This is a genomic window from Streptomyces sp. PA03-5A (assembly GCF_033792725.1).
GTDB lineage: Bacteria > Actinomycetota > Actinomycetes > Streptomycetales > Streptomycetaceae > Actinacidiphila.
This window is the reverse complement of the sequence record NZ_JARAVL010000026.1, coordinates 1-21,219: the sequence shown is the minus strand read 5'-3', so window position 1 is coordinate 21,219 and position 21,219 is coordinate 1. Positions and strand designations below refer to the sequence as shown.

Annotated in this window: 13 protein-coding genes; 6 read left to right on the top strand and 7 right to left on the bottom strand. The window is 69.6% G+C overall.

Going from position 1 to position 21,219, the window contains the following annotated elements:
* Positions 1–91: 91 nt before the first annotated feature.
* From PV410_RS28975 to PV410_RS28960, 4 genes are read right to left on the bottom strand one after another with little or no spacing between them, the layout of a single operon-like run.
* Entirely contained in the window at positions 92–2,143 is a 2,052-nt protein-coding gene (locus PV410_RS28975; protein ID WP_500328717.1) for an acetoacetate--CoA ligase, read from the bottom strand.
* Positions 2,140–3,762 carry a bifunctional 3-(3-hydroxy-phenyl)propionate/3-hydroxycinnamic acid hydroxylase MhpA gene (gene mhpA / locus PV410_RS28970; protein WP_500328716.1) on the bottom strand — a complete coding sequence of 541 codons (1,623 nt, stop codon included), beginning with the start codon at positions 3,760–3,762 and terminating at the stop codon, positions 2,140–2,142. Before mhpA ends, PV410_RS28975 begins: the two co-directional genes overlap by 4 nt.
* Positions 3,759–4,697 (bottom strand): fumarylacetoacetate hydrolase family protein, encoded by a 939-nt coding sequence (locus tag PV410_RS28965; RefSeq protein WP_500328715.1) that lies wholly within the window; start codon positions 4,695–4,697, stop codon positions 3,759–3,761. The genes mhpA and PV410_RS28965 overlap by 4 nt, the downstream gene beginning before the upstream one ends.
* Positions 4,694–5,839, bottom strand: coding sequence for a VOC family protein (locus tag PV410_RS28960; RefSeq protein ID WP_500328714.1), 1,146 nt, complete (start codon positions 5,837–5,839; stop codon positions 4,694–4,696). Before PV410_RS28960 ends, PV410_RS28965 begins: the two co-directional genes overlap by 4 nt.
* Before the next feature lie 136 nt (positions 5,840–5,975).
* Here PV410_RS28960 and PV410_RS28955 point away from each other — a divergent pair, with 136 nt between their 5' ends.
* Positions 5,976–6,611 (top strand): TetR/AcrR family transcriptional regulator, encoded by a 636-nt coding sequence (locus PV410_RS28955; RefSeq protein ID WP_500328713.1) that lies wholly within the window; start codon positions 5,976–5,978, stop codon positions 6,609–6,611.
* A gap of 151 nt (positions 6,612–6,762) precedes the next feature.
* Here the strand turns inward: PV410_RS28955 and PV410_RS28950 are convergent, their stop codons facing one another.
* Positions 6,763–7,344: a TetR/AcrR family transcriptional regulator gene (locus PV410_RS28950; protein WP_500328712.1), complete on the bottom strand. Its 582-nt coding sequence runs from the start codon at positions 7,342–7,344 to the stop codon at positions 6,763–6,765.
* Between the two features lie 202 nt (positions 7,345–7,546).
* On the opposite strand from PV410_RS28950, the gene PV410_RS28945 reads away from it, so the two are divergent.
* From PV410_RS28945 to PV410_RS28935, 3 genes are all read left to right on the top strand, one after another.
* Entirely contained in the window at positions 7,547–10,768 is a 3,222-nt protein-coding gene (locus tag PV410_RS28945) for a bifunctional cytochrome P450/NADPH--P450 reductase (protein ID WP_500328711.1), read from the top strand.
* A 128-nt stretch (positions 10,769–10,896) separates the two neighbouring features.
* Positions 10,897–11,943, top strand: a complete 1,047-nt coding sequence (locus PV410_RS28940) for a zinc-binding dehydrogenase (protein ID WP_500328710.1) — start codon at positions 10,897–10,899, stop codon at positions 11,941–11,943.
* Positions 11,944–12,342: 399 nt separating this feature from the next.
* A complete protein-coding gene (locus PV410_RS28935; RefSeq protein ID WP_500328709.1) occupies positions 12,343–14,157 on the top strand; it encodes a glycoside hydrolase family 15 protein in 1,815 nt (604 codons plus the stop codon).
* 342 nt (positions 14,158–14,499) lie between these two features.
* On the opposite strand, the gene PV410_RS28930 is transcribed toward PV410_RS28935, so the two are convergent.
* Entirely contained in the window at positions 14,500–15,144 is a 645-nt protein-coding gene (locus PV410_RS28930; RefSeq protein WP_500328797.1) for a TetR/AcrR family transcriptional regulator, read from the bottom strand.
* A gap of 384 nt (positions 15,145–15,528) precedes the next feature.
* On the opposite strand from PV410_RS28930, the gene PV410_RS28925 reads away from it, so the two are divergent.
* A complete protein-coding gene (locus PV410_RS28925) occupies positions 15,529–18,006 on the top strand; it encodes a SpoIIE family protein phosphatase (RefSeq protein WP_500328796.1) in 2,478 nt (825 codons plus the stop codon).
* A 187-nt stretch (positions 18,007–18,193) separates the two neighbouring features.
* The gene (locus tag PV410_RS28920; protein ID WP_500328708.1) at positions 18,194–20,521 is read left to right on the top strand and encodes an ATP-binding SpoIIE family protein phosphatase; all 2,328 of its coding nucleotides are present in this window, start codon (positions 18,194–18,196) and stop codon (positions 20,519–20,521) included.
* A gap of 189 nt (positions 20,522–20,710) precedes the next feature.
* Here PV410_RS28920 and PV410_RS28915 read toward each other — a convergent pair whose 3' ends face one another.
* Positions 20,711–21,037, bottom strand: a complete 327-nt coding sequence (locus PV410_RS28915) for a helix-turn-helix domain-containing protein (protein ID WP_326569995.1) — start codon at positions 21,035–21,037, stop codon at positions 20,711–20,713.
* Positions 21,038–21,219 lie beyond the last annotated feature (182 nt).

The window sequence follows — 21,219 nt, the reverse complement described above, 5'->3', positions numbered from 1 at the left end:
GCTGGATGGTGGGCCGTGTTCACCGGGGAAGCGCGCTGCTGCGGCCGGGTGGAGCGGCCCGGCTGGCCGCCAGCGGGGCATGTTGAGGACGTCATCGGCTGCTCCTGCTGCTGTGGTGGTCTGCGGTTGCGGTGAGGCCGCGTTGCCGACGACGTTCGTCACCCACGCGGGCGAAGTAGGCTGCAAGGTCGGGGTTGTCGATGGCGGCGGGGTTGAGCACCTGCTCGACCGGCGCGCCTTGGAGGATGCGTTTGACGGGAACCTCGAGTTTCTTGCCGGTCTTGGTGTGCGGGATGGCCGGTACGGCGAGGATTTCGTCGGGGACGTGGCGTGGTGAGGCGCCGGCGCGGATGGCGTCGCGGATCTTGTCGCGCAGGGTGTCGTCCAGGGTGACGCCGGGTGCGGGGACGACGAACAGGGGCATCCAGTAGCCGCCGTCGGGTTCCTCGGCGCCGATGACGAGGGCCTCGGTGATCTCGGGGAGGCGTTCGACGATGTCGTGGATGTCAGCGCTGCCCAGGCGTACGCCGTTGCGGTTGAGGGTGGCGTCGGAGCGGCCGTGGACGATCACCGAGCCGTGGGAGGTGTGGGTGATCCAGTCGCCGTGCCGCCACACGCCCGGGTAGGTGGCGAAGTAGGCATCGTGGTAGCGGCTGCCGTCGGGGTCGTTCCAGAAGTGCAGCGGCATGGACGGCATGGGCCGGGTGATGACCAGTTCGCCGACCTGGTCGCGGACCGGGGTGCCTTCGGCGTTGTAGGCGGCCAGTGCCACGCCGAGGTTGGGGGCGGACAGCTCCCCTGCCCAGACGGGACTGGTGGGAGCGCTTCCGGCGAAGCCGGAGACGACGTCGGTGCCGCCGCTGGTGGAGGCCATCTGGACGCCGGGCCCCACGTGGTCGCGGACCCAGGGGTAGGCGGAGGCGGGCAGGGTGGAGCCGGTGCAGCCGATGACGCGGATGGCGGCCAGGTCGTGCTTGGAGGGTTCGATGCCGAGCTTGGCCATGGCCAGCAGGTACTGGGGGCTGGTGCCGAAGACGGTGACCTGGTGGCGGGCCGCCAGCTCCCACAGGATGTCCGGGCGCGCTTGCGGGGCGGGGCTGCCGTCGTAGGTGCAGGTGGCGGCACCGGTCAGCAGGGTGGAGACGACCAGGTTCCACATCATCCAGTGGGTGGTGGTGTACCACAGCAGGCGGTCGCCGCGGTCGAGGTCGGTGTGGAGGGCGAGGGTCTTGAGGTGTTCGAGCAGGACCCCGCCGTGCCCGTGGACGATGCCTTTGGGCCGGCCGGTGGTGCCGGAGGAGAAGACGACCCACAGGGGGTGGTCGAAGGGCAGCGGGGCGCACGCGAGTTCCTCGGTGCGGCCGGTGGCGTCCTGCCAGGGAACCGTCTGTCCTGGGTGCCTGTCCTCGGGCCATGCCAGGCCCACGTGGGTTATGAGCACCGTGCCCTTCACGGAGGGCAGAGCGCGGGCGAGTTCGAGGGAGGCGTCGCGGCGGTCATGCGTGGTGCCGTTGAAGAGGTAGCCGTCCGCCGTGATGAGCACCGTCGGTTCGAGCTGGGCGAAGCGGTCGGCCGCGGCCTGGGGAGCGTAGTCCTGGCCGCACACCGACCACACCGCGCCCAAGCTGGCGGTGGCGAGGAAGGCGATGATCGCATGGGGGGTGTTGGGCAGATAGCCCACCACCCGGTCGCCCTGCCCGACGCCCAGGTCGCGCAACGTGGCGGCGACGGAGGCGACCTGGGCGCGCAACTGCCGGCCGGTGATCTCGTAGCCGGCTCCGGTCTCGTCCAGCGCGATGATCGCGGGAGCGTCCGGCTGCAGGTTGCGCAACGCGTGGTGGGCGTAGTTGAGGGTGGCGCCGGGGAACCAGCGGGCTCCGGGCATGGTTTCCGCGGCCAGCACCTGCTCGTACTGTGTTGTCGCGTCGATGGCGAAGTACTGCCACACCGCGGCCCAGAACCCTTCCAGGTCGGTGATGGACCACCGGTACAGAGCCTGGTAGTCGGCGGGGTCCTGGAGGCCTTCGGCGCCTGGGTGCCGGACGGTTTGCCGGGCGAAGTCCGCGATGCGGCTGCGGACGGCCGCCTGCGGGTCGGGGGTGAAGAACGGTTCCGGACACGGCGCGGAGTGCGGGGTGGTCATGGGGTGGCGCTCCTTGGCAGGGGGACGGCAGGCGGGGCTGTGCGCAGCAGCGGTGCCCAGGCGGCGGTGCCGGTGAAGTTCCCGGTACCGGCGGGGACGGTGTCCATCACGATGCGGTCCGGGCGCAGCAGGACGGCATCTGCCCGGCCGCTTGCCAGCCAGGAGGCCAGGGTGCCGTCGTCGCCCAGGGCGCCGGCGTGGAGGGTGTGTGCGCCCAGTGCGGTGGTCACGGCCGTCATCTGGGGGGTGGGCGGCACAGTGGTCAGGAGGGCGAAAGAGGTGCCCAGGAGATCGTCGAGGCGCCCGCGTTTGCCGTCGTGCAGCACCCAGGGTTGCGGGCTGTGGGTTCCGGCAAGTACGCGGCCGGCCAGCTGGCAGCGGCGCCGTACCAGGGGGCCGGCTTTCAGGGCGGGGCTCAGGTCGCGGCTGATGGTCTGGGTCACGCCGGGGATGCGGCAGGCTGCGCCCACCAGGGTCCGGCGGATCGCCGCGGCGTGGTCCTGGCCGCCGGTCATGGCCCAGCCGACGGTGACGGCGAGGCGGATCATGCGGCGGGCGTGCGGTTTGCGTTCGTGCTCGTAGGTGTCCAGCAGTGCTTCGGGGGCTTCGTTCTGGAGGACGCGGGCGAGTTTCCAGGTGAGGTTGTGGGCGTCGCGCAGGCCCGCGCACAGGCCCTGCCCGATGAAGGGCGGGGTGAGGTGGGCGGCGTCGCCCAGCAGGAAGATGCGTCCTTGGCGCCACCGGTCGGCCAGGCGGGCGCGGAAGGTGTACTGCGCCTGGCGTATCACTTCGAAGTCGCTGTCCCACGGGGCATCGGAGGGCAGGTCCACCCAGGGGGCGACCAGCTTGCGCAGACGTTGGTTTCCGTCCGGGCCGTCCAGGTGCTCGTCTTCGGGGAGCCGGAACTCCCAGCGGTAGCGGTCCTCGCCGACGCGCATGAAGGTGGCCGGCTGGGTGGGGCAGCAGATCTGCTCGGCGCCCTCCCAGGTGCGCACCTGGCGGCTGGTGCGCACGTCGATGACACTCCAGCGTTCCTGGAAGTGCAGGTCGTCCCAGGCGGCGTCGATGGCATGGCGGGTGAGACTGCTCGCGCCGTCGCAGCCGAGGACGGCATCGGCCCACAGGTGCTCCTCCTCGTCGCTGCCGTCGCGGCGGAAGGTGACCTGGACCGGGCCCATGGGGCCGTGGGGTCCGCTGGTGTCCTGGGTGACAGAAGTGACTTCCGTCCCGGTCCGCAGTTCGCACTCGGGATGGCGGGCCAGGGCGTCGCGCAGCAGGCGTTCCAGCTCGGGCTGGTCGAACATGGTGGTCTGCGGGAAGCCGTGGTGTCCGTGCGGGGACCGCGGGAGTTCGGCGATCAGGCGGTGCCGGGCATCCAGCAGCCGCAGCCCCCGCCCGGGGCGGGAGATGGCGGCGAACTCCTCGTGGATGCCGAGACTCTGCAGGATCCTGCGGACCTCGTCGTCCACGACGACGGCGCGTGGCAGGGGGTAGATGCCCTGGTGGCGTTCCAGGACGAGGCTGCGCACGCCGCGCTTGGCGAGGAGGAGGGCGGCCGTGACGCCCACGGGCCCGGCACCGATGATCACCACTGGTCTCCGGGATGCGGTGGCGCTCACTCGGCGTCCGTCACGGGGGTGTGCTGCTCGCCGAGGTCGATCCGCCCGTCGGGGGTGGCGATCGTGGCGGTGATCAGGTCGCCGTGCCGCAGGTAGCGGGGATTTTTGGCCTGGCTGTTGAAGAATGCCTTCCATTTCCGTGCGGGCGGCAGCAGCGCGCCGATCTTCTCGACCGCCTTGGGCGGGGCCTTCAAGGCGGTGCCGCCGGGCGTGCCGGTCAGCAGCAGGTCGCCCGGATCGAGGGTCTGGAAGCGGGCGAGCAGGGTCAGCGCCTGCGCGGGTCGCACGATCATGTCGGCCAGCGTGTGGTCCTGGCGCGGTTCGCTGTTGACGGACAGTCGCAGTCGCAGGTCGAGCAGGTGGGCGAAGTCCTCGGGCTCCAGCAGGGCCAGGTGCGGTCCGGTGGGTGTGAAGGTGGGGTAGGACTTGCTCTCGTAGAACTGGGTTTTGGTCAGCTGGACGTCTCGGGCGCTGACGTCGTTGGCCAGGACGAGTCCGGCGACGTAGCGTGGCAGGTCTCGCTCCTCGACGACGGTGCCCACGGGCAGGGGGGCGCCCAGGACGAGGCCGACTTCCACCTCGTAGTCGAGGAACTTCACGTGCGCGGGGCGGACGATCGCCTCGTGCGGACCGCTGACCGAGCCGGATGCCTTGCGGAAGAAGGTGGGCGGGATGTCTCCGGTGAAGCCCGAATCGCGTGCGTGACTGCGGTAGTTGACCATCTGTGCGACCACCCGGCAGGGGGTGGTGACCGGCGCCAGGGCCACCAGGTCGGCGACGAACGTGCCGCTTTCGGTGGAGGCGGCGGCCTCGCGGACTGCGTCGCGGTCGGCGAGCAGCTCGGCGGTGGTGGCCGCCTTGGTGTCGATCGGGACGGCGCGCTCGTTGCGCACCGCCCACCAGCCGTCGGCGGTGCGCATGACGTTGGTGCTCATGAGCTCATCGCTTTCATCAGGCCCAGCAGGCGTGCGGGGTCGAGTTCGTTGTCGCCGCGCAGGGCCTTGAGGACCTCGCGGAGCTTGGCGGGGGACGGGCTCGTGCCCAGGAAGTCACGGGTGGCCGACGGGCCCCACTGGGCCAGCCCGCCGGCGGACATCGGCGCCCACCCGGGCTCGACGTCGCAGGAGAACAGGTCGCCGTCGGCGAAGTGCTCCAGCATGAAGCGGTCGGGGTCGCGCCAGTAGTCGAACAGCTGGCTGCCCTGGATGTGGCGGCCGATCCCCCAGCTGCGCCGGTAGCCGCGCTCGGCCAGGTATTCTCCGCCGGCGGCGATCGCGTCGAGGTCGGTGACCTGGTAGGCGGAGTGGACGTAGCCGGCTCCGGGTCCCAGGTGCATGGCCAGGGTGTGGTGGTCCACGGCCGTACTGCCCTGGTCGCAGCGGATGAAGGCCATGGTCGGCCCACGGTCGCGCTGCCCGTCGAGGAACAGGAAGTCGGACACGATCAGCCCGAGGGTGTCCAGGTACCAGTCCAGGGTCCGGGCGAAGACTGGCGTCTCCAGGACCACATGGCCCAGACGCTGGATACGGGACGGCTCGCGGGGCGGACGCTGGGTGGCGTTCGTGCGGCGGTGATCGGTGCCGAAGTTCAAGGTCAGCGGGCGCTGCTCGGGCAGCGCGGGCAACGGCTCGGCGCAGTGGACGACCCGAACCGGCATGCCCGAGGGGTCGAGCAAGGAGACCGACTGTCCGCCGCCCGGTACGTCGGCGTCCGTGACGGTGCTGCCGGTGGCGCGGGCCAGCCGGTTCACATCGGCTTGCTCGGCCGCGCGGAATGCCGGCCCGATGAAGCGGGAGGCGCGTCCACGGCGGATGACCATACAGGGTGAGCCGGCGAAGGTGCCGCGCAGCCACAGTTCCCGCTCGGTGCGGGCGGCGATCGCGAACCCGAAGTCACGTGCGAACACCTCGGCCCGGTCCAGGTCCGGCTTCTCGAACTCCAGCCACGCCAGGTCCGCCACCTTGATCACCGGATTGCGGGCGCGCCCGGGGTGCTCGCCGCGCAGGGCGCCCTGCTCGCTGTGAAGGTCCTGGTGGGCCGTCGGCGGGTCGGCCTTGTTAACGGGAGTTTCGGACATGGTGCCCTCCAAGCAACACAGCTGTAATGAGGAAATCATCAACTTTGAAAACTTCATCGTCAATAGGGGGACACCAAGTAACTGATGAAAACATCAGACATGTAGGACTCATCGCCACGGTTGTTACACTCTCCGTATGCCGACGTCAGCCCCGCCCGGGAACCGCTTCGAGCGACGCCGCGCCGAGACCCGCCACGCCCTGGTCCGCGCGGCCCGCCAGCTGCTGGCGGAGACCGGCGAGACCAGCGCCAGCATCCAGACGATCGCCGATCGCGCGGACGTCGGTTTCGGCTCCTTCTACAACCACTTCGACTCCAAGACCGATCTGTTCGACGCCGCCGTCTCGGACGCCCTGGAGGAGTTCGGGCAGGTCATCGACGAGCGCGTCCAGGGGATCGACGACCCGGCCGAACTCGTCGCGGCGGGGTTCCGGCTCACGGGACGGATGGTGGACTCCCACCCGGAACTCATGCGGATCCTGCGCGACCACGGGCTCGCCCACATCCACTCCGAGCGCGGCCTCGCCCCGCGAGCGCTGCGCGACATCCAGCACGGCATCGCCTCGGGCCGTTTCACCTGCGCCGAGCCGACCATGGCGTTGTCGGCAGTGGGCGGAACCCTGCTGTCCCTGGTGGCGCTGAGGCTGGCCCGGCCTGACGTCGACGGTGACGAGGCCGCCTCGAACCTGGCCGAGATGGTCCTGCGCATGCTGGGCGTCCCCGCCGACGAGGCCCACGACATCACCCGGCGCGCCCTTCCCAGCCTCGCCTGACCCGCGTCGGCCGACCGGCACCGCGATCTTCTGCCGGGGGCTCCGACCCCCGCGTCGGCGATACGACGAGGGCCCCTGCGGGAGGCGCCCGCTCCGCGGCAAGCGTGGTGTTCCTTGCACGCTGTCGGTCAGCGGCGTCCGCGCCTTCCCGTCACGCTCCCTCGCAGGCCCGTGCGGGGTGGCTTTGCACACCTGCGATCGCGGCGTCCAGCGCACGGCTGAACATCGTGTCGATCTCGTCTGACGAGGGGGCGGGCGCCTCTTCCCCGTCGGGGCCGACCGGTGCCGGCGGGAGGGTGGTCCACCGCTGGAGCGCTCCGGTCAGTTCGCTGACGAGCAGACCCGTGAAGACAGCGCACAGGGTTGCAGCGACGCGCGGGATCTCGGGGGCCGGCAGCCTGGCGGCGGCCAGCGTGTCCGTAAGTCCACGCCAGAAGGGGTCCTCGGGCTGGATGTAGTCGGTGCGCGCGAAGGAGTACTGCATCAGTTTGGGGTGACGGTGCGCCAGGGAACGGAAATCAAGGGCCAGTTGACGCAGGCGCGCCTGCCAGGGAGCGTCCTCCTGCTCCGGTGTGCGGAAATGTGAGCCGACGCGCTCGGCGACGCCGCGCAGTACGGCGTCCTTGTTCGGCACGTGGTGATACAGCGACATGGGGTTCGCATCCAGCGCGGCCGCGAGCTTGCGCATGGTCAGCGCCTCAACACCGTCGGCATCGATGAGGCGCAGCGCCATGGCGTAGATGCCGTCCTGGGTGAGTGGTACGTCCCTCTTCCTCGTGCCCCGGGGAGCCTTCTTTGGGGTTTCCATACGTCGTATGGTAACACTGGAAGCAGTTCCATACGGCGTATGGAAACGAGGGTTCGCCGCCGGTCGGCCTTCCCCCGCATCGCACAACGCCCTTGCCCCTCCCCCTCTTCGCACAAAGGAGCAAGTCATGGCCACGCAACCCGTGACCGATCTGCGTCCCATCCGGTCCCCGCGGGGGATCCCCCTGCTCGGCCATACGCCGCAGATCCCCAGCACCAACCCGGTGGAGTACTTCGGCAAGCTGTCCAAGCAGTTCCCTGAGGGCATCTACGGCATGGACATCGCCGGTATTGAACAGGTCTTCGTGTACGACCCGGACCTGGTGGCCGAGGTCTGCGACGAGACGCGGTTCTTCAAGCAGATCGACAAGACACCGCTGAGCCACGTGCGGGACTTCACGGGGGCGGGCCTGTTCACGGCCCACCAGCACGAGGAGGAATGGGCCATGGCGCACCGGATCCTCCTGCCGGCGTTCAGCCAGCGAGCCATGAAGGCCTACTTCGGGCAGATGCTGGAGATCGCCGAGAACCTGGTGGGCAAGTGGGAGAACCGTGAGGGGCAGCCGGTCAACATCACCGACGACTACACCCGGCTCACCCTGGACACCATCGCTCTGTCCGGCTTCGGCTACCGCTTCCAGTCGTTCGGCAAGGAGGAGCTGCACCCCTTCCTCAACGCGCTGCTGGAGGCGCTGATCGAGTCACTGCGGCGCTCGCAAGAGCTGCCGATGATGACCAAGCTGCGCAAGGCTGACGACAAGAAGTACCGCGGGAACATCCAGGTGATGCGCGAGCTGGTCGAGAGCGTGATCAAGGAGCGCCGCGAGGGGAAGGGCACCGGTGAGGAGGACCTGCTGGGCCTGATGCTCCAGGCCACCGACCCGGAGACCGGCAAGTTGCTGGCGGACGACAACGTCCGCGACCAGGTGGTGACGTTCCTGATCGCCGGTCACGAAACCACCAGTGGCCTGCTGTCGTTCGCCACGTACTCGCTGATGCGCAACCCGCACGTACTGGCCCAGGCCTACGCCGAGGTGGACCGGCTGCTGCCCGGCGACACCGTGCCGGACTACGACACGATCATGCAGCTCGACGTGATCCCGCGGATCCTGGAGGAGACCCTGCGCCTGTGGGCTCCCATCCCTCTGATCGCCAAGGCGCCGATCGAGGACACCGTCATCGGCGGCCGCTATGAGCTGAAGAAGGGAACCAGGGCGAACATCCTCATGGGCGCGCTGCACTCCCACCCCGAGGCGTGGGAGCGGCCGGAGGAGTTCGACATCGACCGGTGGCTGCCGGAGAACCGCGCCCAGCAGCACCCGCACGCCTACAAGCCGTTCGGCAACGGCGTACGTGCCTGCATCGGCCGGCAGTTCGCGCTCACCGAGGCCCGCCTGGCCCTGGCGCTGGTGCTGCAGAAGTTCAAGTTCTCCGACACCGGCGACTACCAGATGGACGTGCGGGAGGCGCTGACGCGCAAGCCCGGTGACTTCCAGCTGGTCGTCCGTCGCCGCCAGGATCACCAGCGGACGGTTTTCGGCGCCGCGGACCGGCAGACCGACGGCACGCAGGCGCAAACCGCGGTCAGCGGTGTCGGGGTGAACCTGACCGTCGCCTACGGCTCCAGCCTGGGCTCGTGCGAGGACCTGGCGCGCACCATCGCCGACCGCAGTGAGCGCTCCGGCTTCGGCACCACGCTGCTCAGCCTGGACGAGCTGGGCGACAACCTGCCCACCGAGGGCCTGCTCGCCGTTGTCGCCGCGAGCTACAACGGCAAGGCTCCCGACAACGCCCAGCGCTTCGACGACCTGCTCGCCGCTGGACTGCCCGAGGGCTCGCTGTCCAACATGCGGTTCGCGCTGCTGGGCGCCGGCAACACCCAGTGGGTAGCCACCTACCAGGCCTTCCCCAAGCGGATCGAGGAAGGCCTGCTAGCCGCCGGCGCCACCCCCGTCATCGAGCGCGGCATCGCCGACGCCTCCGGTGACTTCGACGGCATGGCCACCCGCTGGATGGACACCCTGTGGACCACCTTGGCCGAGGAGTACGCCGCCGACACCTCCGAGGCGAGCGGCCCGCGCTACCAGATCCAGCTGCTCACCGAGGCGGACGTACGCCCTGCCATCGTCTCCGAGCAGGCCTACCCCCTCACGGTGGTGGCCAACGAGGAACTCGTGGCCGACGCGACCGGCCTGTGGGACTTCAGCATCGAGCCGCCGCGCCCGTCCGCGAAGTCCATCACCGTCGAACTCCCCGAGGGTGTCACCTACGACACCGGCAACCACCTGGCCGTCTTCGCCAAGAATGAACCCGCCCTGGTCAACCGCGTACTGACCCGGCTCGGTGTCGAGAACGACCAGGTGCTCCGGCTCGACCAGCCCGGCGGCGGCAGGACGCACCTGCCGGTCGGCATCCCCGTCACCGCCGGAATCCTGCTCACCGAGTTCCTGGAGCTGCAGGACATCGCCACCCGCTCCCAGATCCAGACCCTCTCCGAGTACACCGAGTGCCCCTGGACCCGGCCGCAGCTGCAGGCCTACACCGCCGACACCGCCGAAGCCGAAGAGCGCTACCAGGAGGAGATCCTCGGCAAGCGGGTCTCGGTGCTCAACCTGCTGGAGCGCTTCGCGGCGGTCGACCTGCCGCTGGCGGTCTTCCTGGAGATGATGGGCCCGATCCGTCCCCGCTTCTACTCCATCTCCTCCGCCCCGCAGGCCAACCCGCGTCATGTGCGCCTGACCGTCGGCCTGCTGGAAGGGCCGGCCCTGTCCGGTGACGGCCAGTACCGCGGCACCTGCTCCTCCTACATCGCAGGCCTGGAGCCCGGAGACGTCGTGTACGGCTACATCCGCGTGCCCTCGCCGACGTTCGCCCCGCCGGCCGACCCCGCCACGCCGCTGATCCTGATCGGCCCCGGCACCGGCATCGCGCCGCTGCGCGGCTTCCTGGAGGAGCGGGCCTGGCAGCACGAGAACGGCACGCAGGTCGGCCTGTCGCAGGTTTTCGTCGGCTGCCGCCACCCGGAGCACGACTACTTCTACCGGCAGGAGATGCAGGACTGGGAGCAGGCCGGGATCGCGCAGATCCACACCGCCTACTCGGCGGTGACCGGCCACCCGGCCCGGTTCGTGCAGAACGCCATCGCAGGCGCCGCCGACACGGTGTGGCAAGCCATCGAAGACGGGGCGTACATCTACGTCTGCGGTGACGGCCGCCGCATGGCACCCGCCGTCCGCGAGGCCCTCGCCGCCATCTACCGCCAGCGGACCGGCAGCGACGACGAGACCGCCCAGCAATGGCTCGCCCAGCTCGAGGCCGACGAGCGCTACCAGCAGGACGTCTTCGCCTGACCCCCAGACGCCGGGAGGCATGCGTCGCACCTGCCGCCCCGCATGTCTTCCGGCCACCACAAGCCCGCCAGACGCCATCGGCACCCGTCGGCCCGCCGGGAAATGCCGCTCACAGAAAGCAGATCTTCATGGACACCATGCTCGCCGGACGCTTCCACCTGGACAGCAAGAAGTTCGTCGTGGAGGAGGTCCCCGTCCCCGTGCCCGGTCCGGGCGAGGTGCTCGTCGAGGTCAAGGCCGCCGGCGTCTGCCTGTCGGACGTCCACTTGATCGACGGCTCCCTCGTCCCGCTGTTCGCCACCTCTGATGCGGTCACCGTCGGCCATGAGGTCTCCGGTGTGATCCACACTCTCGGCCCCGGCCTCAAGCGCGGCCTGACCGTCGGCACCCGCGTCACCCTGGAGGCCGGCAAGACCTGCGGCCGGTGCTCCGGCTGTGTGCGCCACCGCCCCTGCACCCAGATGCTCACCGCCGGCATCGACTACGACGGCGGCTGGGCCCAATACACCGTCGCCCGCGAGGACACCCTCATCCCGATCCCCGACAGCCTCCCCTTCGACCAGGCCGCGATCATCCCCGACGCGGTCTCCACCCCCTACGCCGCCGTCGTCGCCACCGCAGGCGTTCGTCCCGCCCAGTCCGTCGGCGTCTGGGGCGTGGGCGGAGTCGGCGCGCACAACCTGCGCCTCGCCCGCCTGGTCGGCGCCGCGCCGATCATCGCTGTCGACCCGCTGGCCAGCGCCCGCGAGCGCGCCCTGGCGTTCGGCGCGGACTACGCCCTGGACCCGGGCGCCCCCGACTTCGCCGACCAGGTACGCGCGGCCACCGACGGACGGGGCCTGGACTTCGCCTTCGACTGCGCCGGCGTGCCCGCCGTCCGTGAACAGGCCGCCTCCGTGCTCGGCCTGAACGGCGCCCTGATCCTGGTGGGCATCACGCCGCACCCGCTCACCATCAGCGAGGGCCTGACCTTCAACTACCTCAGCAAGCAGGTGCGCGGCCACTACGGCGGCTTCCCGGAGTCCGTAAGCGAGCTGGTGCGGCTGACCGCAGCCGGCCGTCTCGACCTGGCCCCCTCCATCACCGACCACATCCCGCTCGCCGACGCCGCCGGCGCCGTCAACCGGCTGGAGAACAAGATCGGCGACCCGATCCGTCTCATCCTCGTGCCCTGACGACTGCTGCGCACAAGCCACCTCGGGCAGGGGTGCGTGGGCGCGGGTGCTTGACGGAGCACCGGCGCCCACGGCCGTCCGGCATCCCTCGCCTCGCGGTCCCCACCGGCCGACGCGTGGGTGCGAGTCCAGAGGCCGCACGAGCAGGCGCGACGAAAAGGCACGGCTCCGCGGGCTCCACTCATCTCGACCGGCAGCAGATGTGCGCGTTCAGCGCCTCCGTGCGTGCCCACGCAGGGCGGCGGACCCGCGCCCCGGACCGCCTGCCGGTCAGCCGGCTGCCCGCGGGCGGCGGAAGAAGCGCCGCGCTGACCCTGTCGGGCCGGTCTGATGCCCCTGCGATCGGGAAGAACACAAGAAGACGCAGGGGCAAGGGAGGCTGCTGCGATGTTCGGAGCAATGAGCCAGCGCAAATCCATCCGGTACCCGCCGATCGCTGACCACGGCTTGATCGGGGACCTGCGCACAGCCGCCCTGGTGGGCACCGACGGGACCATCGACTGGTACTGCTGCCCCACCTTCGACTCCCCCAGTGTCTTCGCCGCCATCCTGGACGCGGACCGGGGTGGAGCGTTTGAGCTGTCCCCCGCCGTACCGGCCGACACCAAACAGTTCTACTTCCCGGACACCAATGTGCTGATCACCCGGTTCTTCACCGAGGACGGGCTGGGAGAGATCCAGGACTTCATGCCCGTGGCAGAGGCCGGCCAGTGCGCCCGCCACAGGCTGATCCGGCGAGTGGTGTGCATCCGCGGAAGGATCTTGTTCCGGGCCCAGGTGGCCCCCCGGTTCGGTTACGGCGCCCAGCCCCACACCGTGCGGCTGCTCGACCAGGCCGCCCTCTTCACCTCCGAGGCGCTGTCGCTGATGCTGACCGCCACGGTGCCGCTGAAGAACGACGAGAGCGACGTATGGGCGGAGTTCGAACTGTCCCAGGGGCAGACGACAGTCTTCGTCCTCGACCAGACCAGCGGCCAGACCCCGCCGCGCGGCGACCTGCACGCCGAGGCAGAAGCTGAGCGGGCGTTCACCACCACGGTCGCCTTCTGGCGAAGTTGGCTGCAGCAGTCCAGCTACCGCGGCCGATGGCGGGAGATGGTGCACCGCTCCGCCCTCACACTCAAACTGCTCACCTACGCGCCCACCGGCGCGATCGTGGCAGCCCCCACCACCAGCCTGCCCGAGCAGATCGGCGGTGGCCGCAACTGGGACTACCGCTACGCATGGGTACGCGACTCCGCATTCGCCGTCTACGGGCTGCTCAGGCTCGGCTTCGCCGAAGAGGCCGAAGCCTTCATGGGCTTCCTCACCCGGTACATACCCCGGCGCGAGGGACCCTCGGGACCACTGCAGATCATGTACGGCGTCGACGGACGCTCCGAGCTGCCCGAACGCGAGCTCCCCCATCTCGAGGGCTACCGGGGCTCGGCGCCTGTACGGGTCGGCAACGGCGCCGTCACCCAGTTGCAGCTCGACATCTACGGCGCCCTGCTCGACTCGGTATACCTGTACGACAAGTGGTGCCGCCCCCTGACCAGCGGCCAATGGCGCGGAGTGCGCGACCTGGTGAACTGGGTCTGCGAGCACTGGGACCAGCCGGACGAGGGCGTGTGGGAGACGCGCGGCGGCCGCAAGAAGTTCCTCTACTCCCGTCTCATGTGCTGGGTGGCCATCGACCGCGCCATGCGCATCGCCTGGCACCGCAGCCTGCCCGCCGACCTCGTCCGCTGGGGCCCGGTCCGGGACACGATCTACTGGCGGATCCTGGACCAGGGCTGGTCGCCGGCCCGGCAGGCGTTCACCCAGTACGAGGGCGGCGACGTGCTGGACGCTTCGGCGTTGATGTTGCCCCTGACCAATTTCATCGCTCCCGACGACCCCCTGTGGCTGTCCACGCTCGACGCCCTTGGCAACGAACTGGTCTCCGACTCCCTGGTCTGGCGCTATGACCCCAATGCGAGCCCCGACGGCCTGGAAGGCGACGAAGGCACCTTTTCCATCTGCTCGTTCTGGTACGTCGAGGCCCTCACCCGCGCCGGACGTCTGGACGAAGCCCGCCTGGCCTTCGAGAAGATGCTCACCTACGCCAACCACCTCGGCCTGTTCGCCGAGGAGATCAGCCACACCGGACAGCAACTGGGCAACTTCCCACAGGCCTTCACCCATCTCGCCCTGATCAGCGCTGCCTTCAACCTCGACCGCGCCCTCGGCTGAACTGGGCCCTGCACGGGGCCAGCCCGCCGTCTTGGCATGGCCGTGCGGGCCTGCGGCGCTGCCCCCATCCTGGGCATGAGGGGGTGACAACGGAGAAAGTGATCTGGTGCTGGCCGCGGGAAGCCGCGACCCCAAGCGGTTCTCCACGAGCCCGACCGGTTCGATGCCGCCCACCCGGACAACGGATACCGCGGCTTCGGCAGCGGTATCCACCGGTGCTACGGCGGCCCGCTGGCCCGCCTTGAGGCCCAGGCCCGCGTCACCTGCCCATCCACCTGTAGGGAGCGTGCTGCGCGGACCAAGGCAACAAACCGTGCGCGGTCGGTGTCAGCGGACCCTGGACTAGGGGGCTCCTTTCCCGGTTGCGGCGGGAAGGGGGCGCCGGGTCAGGTCGCGGGCCTCATCCGGGGGGACGCCGAGCATGTGCAAGAGCATCACGGCCAACGCGCCTGCAGCCCGATCCCGGTCGGCCTCGGGCCGGTTGAACCACAGCTCCAAAAGCGCCAGCAGGCTGCCGTTCAGCGCGGTCAGGGCGATGACCGGGTCGACCACCGTGAAGCGGCCCGAGGCCATACCGTGCTCCACATCGCGCTTCGCGCGCGGAGCCAGACCGTGGCCGGCGCAAATGCGGCCGAGCTCGCTGTGGCACAGGATCCGCATGACCTCCGGGTGCGACTCGGCCAAACGTGCGCTGAGCCGCACGCCCCCGGCAAGGCGCTCGGCGGGGTCGTCAACGCCACGCAAGCCTTCGTCGATGGCTTCGGCGTATTCCTCCAGCGCATCAGCCACAGCCGCTTCGAAGAGATCCAACTTGCAGGTGAAGTGGTTGTAGAAGGAGCCGAAGCCCACGTCCGCGCGCTCCGCGATGGCCCGAATGCTGGCGCTCGTGTCGCCGGACTCGGCCAGGATCTTCCGGGCGGCGCGGACGAGCGCCTGCCGGGTCACGGCCCGACGGCGTTCGAATCGGCTCCTGCCTGAGGCTGGCATCAGCATGCACCGCAAAGAGAACTACCAGTTCTGATGAATTCATCATCGCAGCAGGAGGTGCACCTGTCCACCCCTGCGCGAGGCCTGAGCGAACCCGCCCGTGCGCATTGAGTTCCCGCCCCCTAGAAGCCGATCAAAAGATCAGATATGAGGCACTTGACGATGAAACGATCGTATCTGATAATTTCATCAGAAGTGGACAAAAGGTGCCTCCTGATGGATGGCGCCGGCAAGGCCTTCGACTAGGCGGGTCGCGTGCGGGAGGCACGCCCGGGCCTGGGCCACCGGGAAGGTGCAGACCCGGCCGTCCCCGCTCGACCGCAGTCCGGGCCGCCGCTGCACACCCGTCCTCTCCCACATCACCGCACCGATGGGATATCCCCGATGACAAACACGGACCACACACCACTTGCCAAGCCGCTCAACCGCCGGGACGGACCCGACGCAGCGATAGCGATGATCGACGCGGAGGGGACCGTGGTGGGATGGACCCAGGCTGCTCAGCAGCTCGTCGGATACTCGGCTCGCGAGATGGTGGGCCGGTCCGCCGGACAGATGCTGCGGCCCTCCGAGGACGTCCTGGGGGCTTCGGCGTACGCCGAGCAGTGCCGCGCCCAGGGTGGCTGGTCCGGGACCGTGACGGTCCGCCATCGTGATGGTCACACGCTCAGGATGACTTTGCGGGTCTCCTTGCTCTGGGGACAGGACGCCAGCGCCCGGTGGCTGGTGTCCGTGACCGACATCGGCTCGCTGTCCTCAGGACCGGCCCACGGGCCGGTGCGCGAGTCACTCCTTGCCCGCACGCCGATCGGCATCGTCGTTCGTGACCTGCAACTGCGCTGCACCTGGGTGAACGACACCATGGAGCGCTGCGACGGTATTCCTCGTGCCCGGCGGTTCGGGCGCCGCCTTAGCGACTCGCTGCCCGGTTTCGAGACCGAAGCGCTCGAGGTGGTCATGCGGCAGGTGCTGGCGAGCGGCACCACCATGGTCCACGAATACCGGGCGTGGCCGCCGGCCGATCGGCGCCGGGAGCACGTGTTCTCGGCTTCGTTCTTCTGCCTCCAGGACGCGGACGGCCAGCCCCTGGCGGTGTGCTCCATGAGTGCGGATGTCACCGGCAACCGGCGGGCCCGTGAGCGCCGTGCCATCCTCAGCGAAGCCAGCACACGCATCGGCAGCACCCTCGACGTCATGCAGACCGGGCAGGAACTGGCCGACCTTGTCGTGCCATTGCTGGCTGATCACGCCATCGTGGACTTGGTGGAGTCGGTTCCGTTCGGCCTGGAGGCTTCGGCACGCATCGGCCCGCCGAGCAGCCGCCCCCCTCGGCTGCGCCGTGCCGGTCTGGCCACCATCGATCCAGGGCTCCCGCAGGTCCCGTGGGCGCGCGAAGAGGCGGTCCACGTCCACCCGGACTCGTCATTCGCCACCGCCCTGCGAACAGGCCGGTCTTACCTGGAACCGGAGCTGGACACCCAGGCCGGCCCATGGGTCGACCACGACCCGGTGCGGGCGCAGAAGGTCCGTGACACCGGAATCCACTCTTTGATGGTCATACCCATCCGCGCGCGGGGCTGCGTGCTGGGACTGGCGCTGTTCGGCCGCTCCGAGGAGCAGACGCCGTTCCAGGAGGATGATCTGCTCCTTGCCGAGGAGCTCATCACCCGGGCCGCGCTCTGTTTGGACAACGCTCTCCGATACGCTCGCGAACGCGCCGCAACCCTCACGCTCCAACGCGACCTGCTCCCGCATCGTTTGCGAGGCGGTGTCGCAATCGAGGCGGCCGCGCGCTACGTGCCGGCCGACATGGACCACGGCGTAGGAGGCGACTGGTTCGACGTGATCGGGCTGTCCGGCGCCCGGGTCGCTCTCGTCGTCGGCGATGTGGTCGGCCACGGCATCAACGCCGCAGCCACGATGGGCCGGCTACGGACCGCCGTGCACACCCTCGCGGACATGGATCTACCTCCCCATGAACTGCTCGCGCACCTCGATGACACGGTCCAGCGGGCGAACGAGGAGGACGCCGATACCCCGGACCACCAGGGCCCGGTCGGCGCCACCTGTCTGTACGCCGTCTATGACCCGGTCACCAGGCGGTGCACGATGGCGGGGGCCGGGCACCCTCCGCCGGTGATCATCGACCCGCAGGGCCGGATAAACTTTCCGGACCTGCCGCCCGGGGCACCACTCGGCCTTGGCCTTGGGCCGGTTGCCTTCGAGTCCATGGAACTGGAACTGCCCGAAGGAAGTCTGCTCGGGCTCTACACCGACGGTCTGGTCGAGTCCCGCAACGACGACATCGACGTCGGCCTCCACCGCCTGGGCACCACCCTGGCACAGCCCGGCCGGTCCCTGGAGACCTTGTGCTCCGAAGCGATCGAGACCCTGCCGATCCAGGCACCGGCCGACGACGTCACCTTGCTCCTGGCACGAACCCGCACACTACAACCCGCCCACGTTGCCTCCTGGGACCTGCGGAACGAGCCGGCCGCCGTCCGCACTGCCCGGAACCTGGCTGCCCGTCAGCTCAGCGCCTGGGGGCTGGAGCGCCTCGTACCCCCGGTGGAACTCATCGTCAGTGAACTTGTCACCAACGCCATCCGCTACGGCAAGGGACCCAGCCGCCTCCGGCTCATCCAGCACCACGTGCTGACGTGCGAAGTCTCCGACACCAGCGCCAGCCACCCACGCCCGCGATGTCCCCGCGCCCTGGACGACAACGGCCGCGGCCTCTTCCTTGTCTCTCAGCTGTCCCGCAGGTGGGGGACCCGCTCCGCAACGGACGGCAAGGTCGTCTGGGCCGAACAAGACCTGCCGTCCACACCACGCGAGCCCGCGCTGCCGACCCGGCGATGACTGCTGCTGGTCTCTTGGCCGCCGAAGGCGGGTGCCAGCCCCCACCACATGCACAGAAAGGATTTGAACAATGGATATGAAGGATGCCAACAACGCCTACTCAGCGAGCACCCCCCGAGCGACGACAAGCGGGTGCGATCCTGGCTACGGCGGTACGCCGTACGCCTTCGACGGCCTGGCAGCCGTCGTGCTCGACGACCGCGGCACGGTCGTGCAGTGGACCGGGACAGCCAGGGACCTGACGGGGTTCACCGCCGAGGAAGTGTGCGGGCGCCCCGTACACGAACTCGTGGCCGATCTGCGCCGGCCGCTCCACAAGCCGCAGTCCGGCCAGGTACGGCTGCGACACCGGTGCGGCAACACCATCGATGTCACCTTCCGGGCCACAAAGGTGGACGGCTCGCAAGACGTCCTGGTCCTGGCAGTACCTGCACATCACGTCGCCAACCACGAGCAAGGCGCAGCGCTCCTGCGCGCGCTGACCGCCCAGAACCGCATCATGGTCGCCCTGCACGACACGGAGCTGACCCTTGTGCAGACGAATTCCACGCCCGGCACTGTCAACGGCCGCCGGGTGTGCACGGGCAGCCGACTGGGCGACATGCTGTGCACCAAGGACGCCGAGAACCTCGAGGACGTACTGCGCCGGGTCCTGGCTACGGGCGTCCCGGTGGTCCGCAGGAATCAGCGCGTCAGGTGGCGGCACGATCCCGCGCGCCAGCAGGTCCTGTCGCTGTCGGCTTTCCGTCTGGAGAACGCACAAGGGCATCCCACGGGGGTCGCGGCCCTGTACGTCGATGACAGCGATCAGCTGCGCGCTCGCCGTCATCTGGACCTCACCCGTGAGGTGGCCGAGCATGTCGGGAAATCGTTGAACGTCGTGCGCACCGCGCAGGATCTGGCGAATGTCCTCGTCCCCGCCATCGGCGATCTCGTCTCCGTCGACCTTGCCCAGGCGGTGTTCGAAGGAGAGGAACCTCCCGGGGGCGGTGGGGATCTTCATCTTCGCAACGCTGCCATGGCCCCGGCCGCCGCGCTCTGGCCGGCCGGCATCAAGCCCGGCGGTCTCGTCCCGCCCCTGCCCGACCACCCCCTGTGGCACAGTTTCCGGCAGGGCGAGACGCTCACTCTCAGCCTCGAGGACTACGCTGCTGCGATCGGCGAACCGCGCCTGATCGAGTTCCTTGTCCCGCAAGGCTGCGATTCGGTGATGGTGGCCCCGCTGCACACCCGCGGTCTCACGCTCGGCGACATATCGGTCTGGCGCACCGGCCGATCCGCCCCCTTCACCGACGACGAGGCTGATCTCCTGCGGCAGATCTCCTCCCAGGGCGCGCTGGCCATCGACAACGCCCGCCGCTATACGCGCGAGCACCGTGCGGCTGTGGCGCTGCGGCAGCGTCTTCTTCCCCCGGCCACCACCGACACCGCTGCGGCCGAGACTGCGGGCATCCACCTGCCCGCAGGCGGCGACCCGGCGATCGGCGGCGACTGGTTCGACGCCATCGCCCTGCCCTCTTTGCGGGTAGCCCTTGTCGCCGGAGACGTGGTCGGTCACGGGATACCCGCAACCGCCACCATGGGTCGCCTGCGCACCGCCATCCAAACCCTCGCCGACCTGGAGCTTGAGGCGGACGAGCTACTCGCCCGCATGGCGGACCTGGTCCAGCGTCTCGCGGCCGAAGCGCCGCCCGGCGATCACGACATCGTCGGCGGCACCTGCCTGTACGCGCTCTACGACCCGATCAGCCGAAGCTGCACCATCGCCAGTGCCGGGCACCCGCCCCCCATCGTGGTAAGGCCCGATGGGACCACCGAGGTCGTCAGGATCTGCCCGGGACCGCCCCTGGCCGTCGGCGGCGTGCCGTATGAGAGCACCACGATCAACCTGGATCCGGGCAGCGTCCTCGCGCTCTACACCAACGGCCTGATCGAACGGGACGGCAGCGACATCGACCAGGGCCTGCAGCGCCTGACCGACGCCCTCGCCACAGCCTGCCGACCCGATCGACCCCTGGCCGACACCGGCCGGTCCCTGCTCACCGAACTGGCATACCAGCCACCACGTGACGACGCGGCCCTGTTGCTGGCCCGCACCCGCGCCATCCCACCCGGACACACCGCCGACTGGGAGTTCCCGGCCGCCCCGTCCGCCGTCTCCAGGGCTCGGGAAACGACGGCTCGCCAGCTGCACACCTGGGGACTGGACGATCTCCTCCTGTCGACCGAGCTCATCGTCAGTGAGCTGCTGACCAACGCCATCCGCTACGCCCACCCACCGGTGCACCTGCGGCTGATCGTCCACGACGACGTCCTGGTGTGCGAGGTCACCGACTCCAGCAGCACCCAGCCCCGACTGCGACATGCCCGCACCACCGACGAGGGAGGACGCGGCCTGTTCCTCATCGCCCAGCTCACCGCCCGCTGGGGCTGCCGTTGCAACGACAACGGCAAGACGATTTGGGCCGAACAACCCATCCCCACAGCTCCTGACGACGAGCCAGCATCATCATGATCCGGACCTCCGTGACGATGTACGCGTCGACCGCCTGGAGTTGCCGTCGCGCACAGTTCACTCTGGCGCCGGGGCGAGGCTGGGACTCCCGCCCGTGTGCCGGCGGCTGAGAATCTTCGGCGATCATGCGCTCATATTCTGGAGTCGGCGGAAGAATGCGCGGCTCGGCACGTCGCCCCGGACTGCGGGTCAGGTGTCGGGCCGGGATGCGGCGCGGCGGTATTCGGCGTTGATGCGCTGCGCCTCTGCGAGCTGGTCTTCGAGAATGACGATGCGGCAGGCGGCCTCGATGGGCATCCCCTGGTCGACAAGTTCCCGGGCGCGGGCGGCGATGCGCAACTGGTAGCGGGAGTAGCGGCGATGGCCGCCCTCGGAGCGGAGCGGGGTGATCAGGCGGGCCTCGCCGATGGCGCGCAGGAAACCCTGGGTGGTGCCGAGCATCTCGGCGGCCCGGCCCATCGTGTAGGCGGGGTAGTCGTCGTCGTCAAGCCGGCTGAACGAGTCGTCTGCTGTCATTGCACCTCTCTGCGAAAGCGCGCGGGGGGCCCTGGTGCCGTATGGCACCAGGGCCCCGAAGGAACTGCTACACCATCTGCCGGCCCTGGTACTGCGCCGGCCTTCTGTTTCCGCCCACCCGACCGGAATGCTGCCGGGGGTGCGGGGATCGCGGATGCGTGACCGGAGACCACCTCACTATC

Bases quoted from the DNA above. Each gene is read 5' to 3' on its own strand.
- PV410_RS28955 (WP_500328713.1), top strand. From the start codon at position 5,976: ATGCCGACGTCAGCCCCGCCCGGGAACCGCTTCGAGCGACGCCGCGCC.
- PV410_RS28945 (WP_500328711.1), top strand. From the start codon at position 7,547: ATGGCCACGCAACCCGTGACCGATCTGCGTCCCATCCGGTCCCCGCGG.
- PV410_RS28915 (WP_326569995.1), bottom strand. From the start codon at position 21,037: ATGACAGCAGACGACTCGTTCAGCCGGCTTGACGACGACGACTACCCC.
- PV410_RS28935 (WP_500328709.1), top strand. From the start codon at position 12,343: ATGAGCCAGCGCAAATCCATCCGGTACCCGCCGATCGCTGACCACGGC.
- PV410_RS28940 (WP_500328710.1), top strand. From the start codon at position 10,897: ATGGACACCATGCTCGCCGGACGCTTCCACCTGGACAGCAAGAAGTTC.
- PV410_RS28925 (WP_500328796.1), top strand. From the start codon at position 15,529: ATGACAAACACGGACCACACACCACTTGCCAAGCCGCTCAACCGCCGG.
- PV410_RS28965 (WP_500328715.1), bottom strand. From the start codon at position 4,697: ATGAGCACCAACGTCATGCGCACCGCCGACGGCTGGTGGGCGGTGCGC.
- PV410_RS28975 (WP_500328717.1), bottom strand. From the start codon at position 2,143: ATGACCACCCCGCACTCCGCGCCGTGTCCGGAACCGTTCTTCACCCCC.
- PV410_RS28930 (WP_500328797.1), bottom strand. From the start codon at position 15,144: ATGCCAGCCTCAGGCAGGAGCCGATTCGAACGCCGTCGGGCCGTGACC.
- PV410_RS28960 (WP_500328714.1), bottom strand. From the start codon at position 5,839: ATGTCCGAAACTCCCGTTAACAAGGCCGACCCGCCGACGGCCCACCAG.
- PV410_RS28950 (WP_500328712.1), bottom strand. From the start codon at position 7,344: ATGGCGCTGCGCCTCATCGATGCCGACGGTGTTGAGGCGCTGACCATG.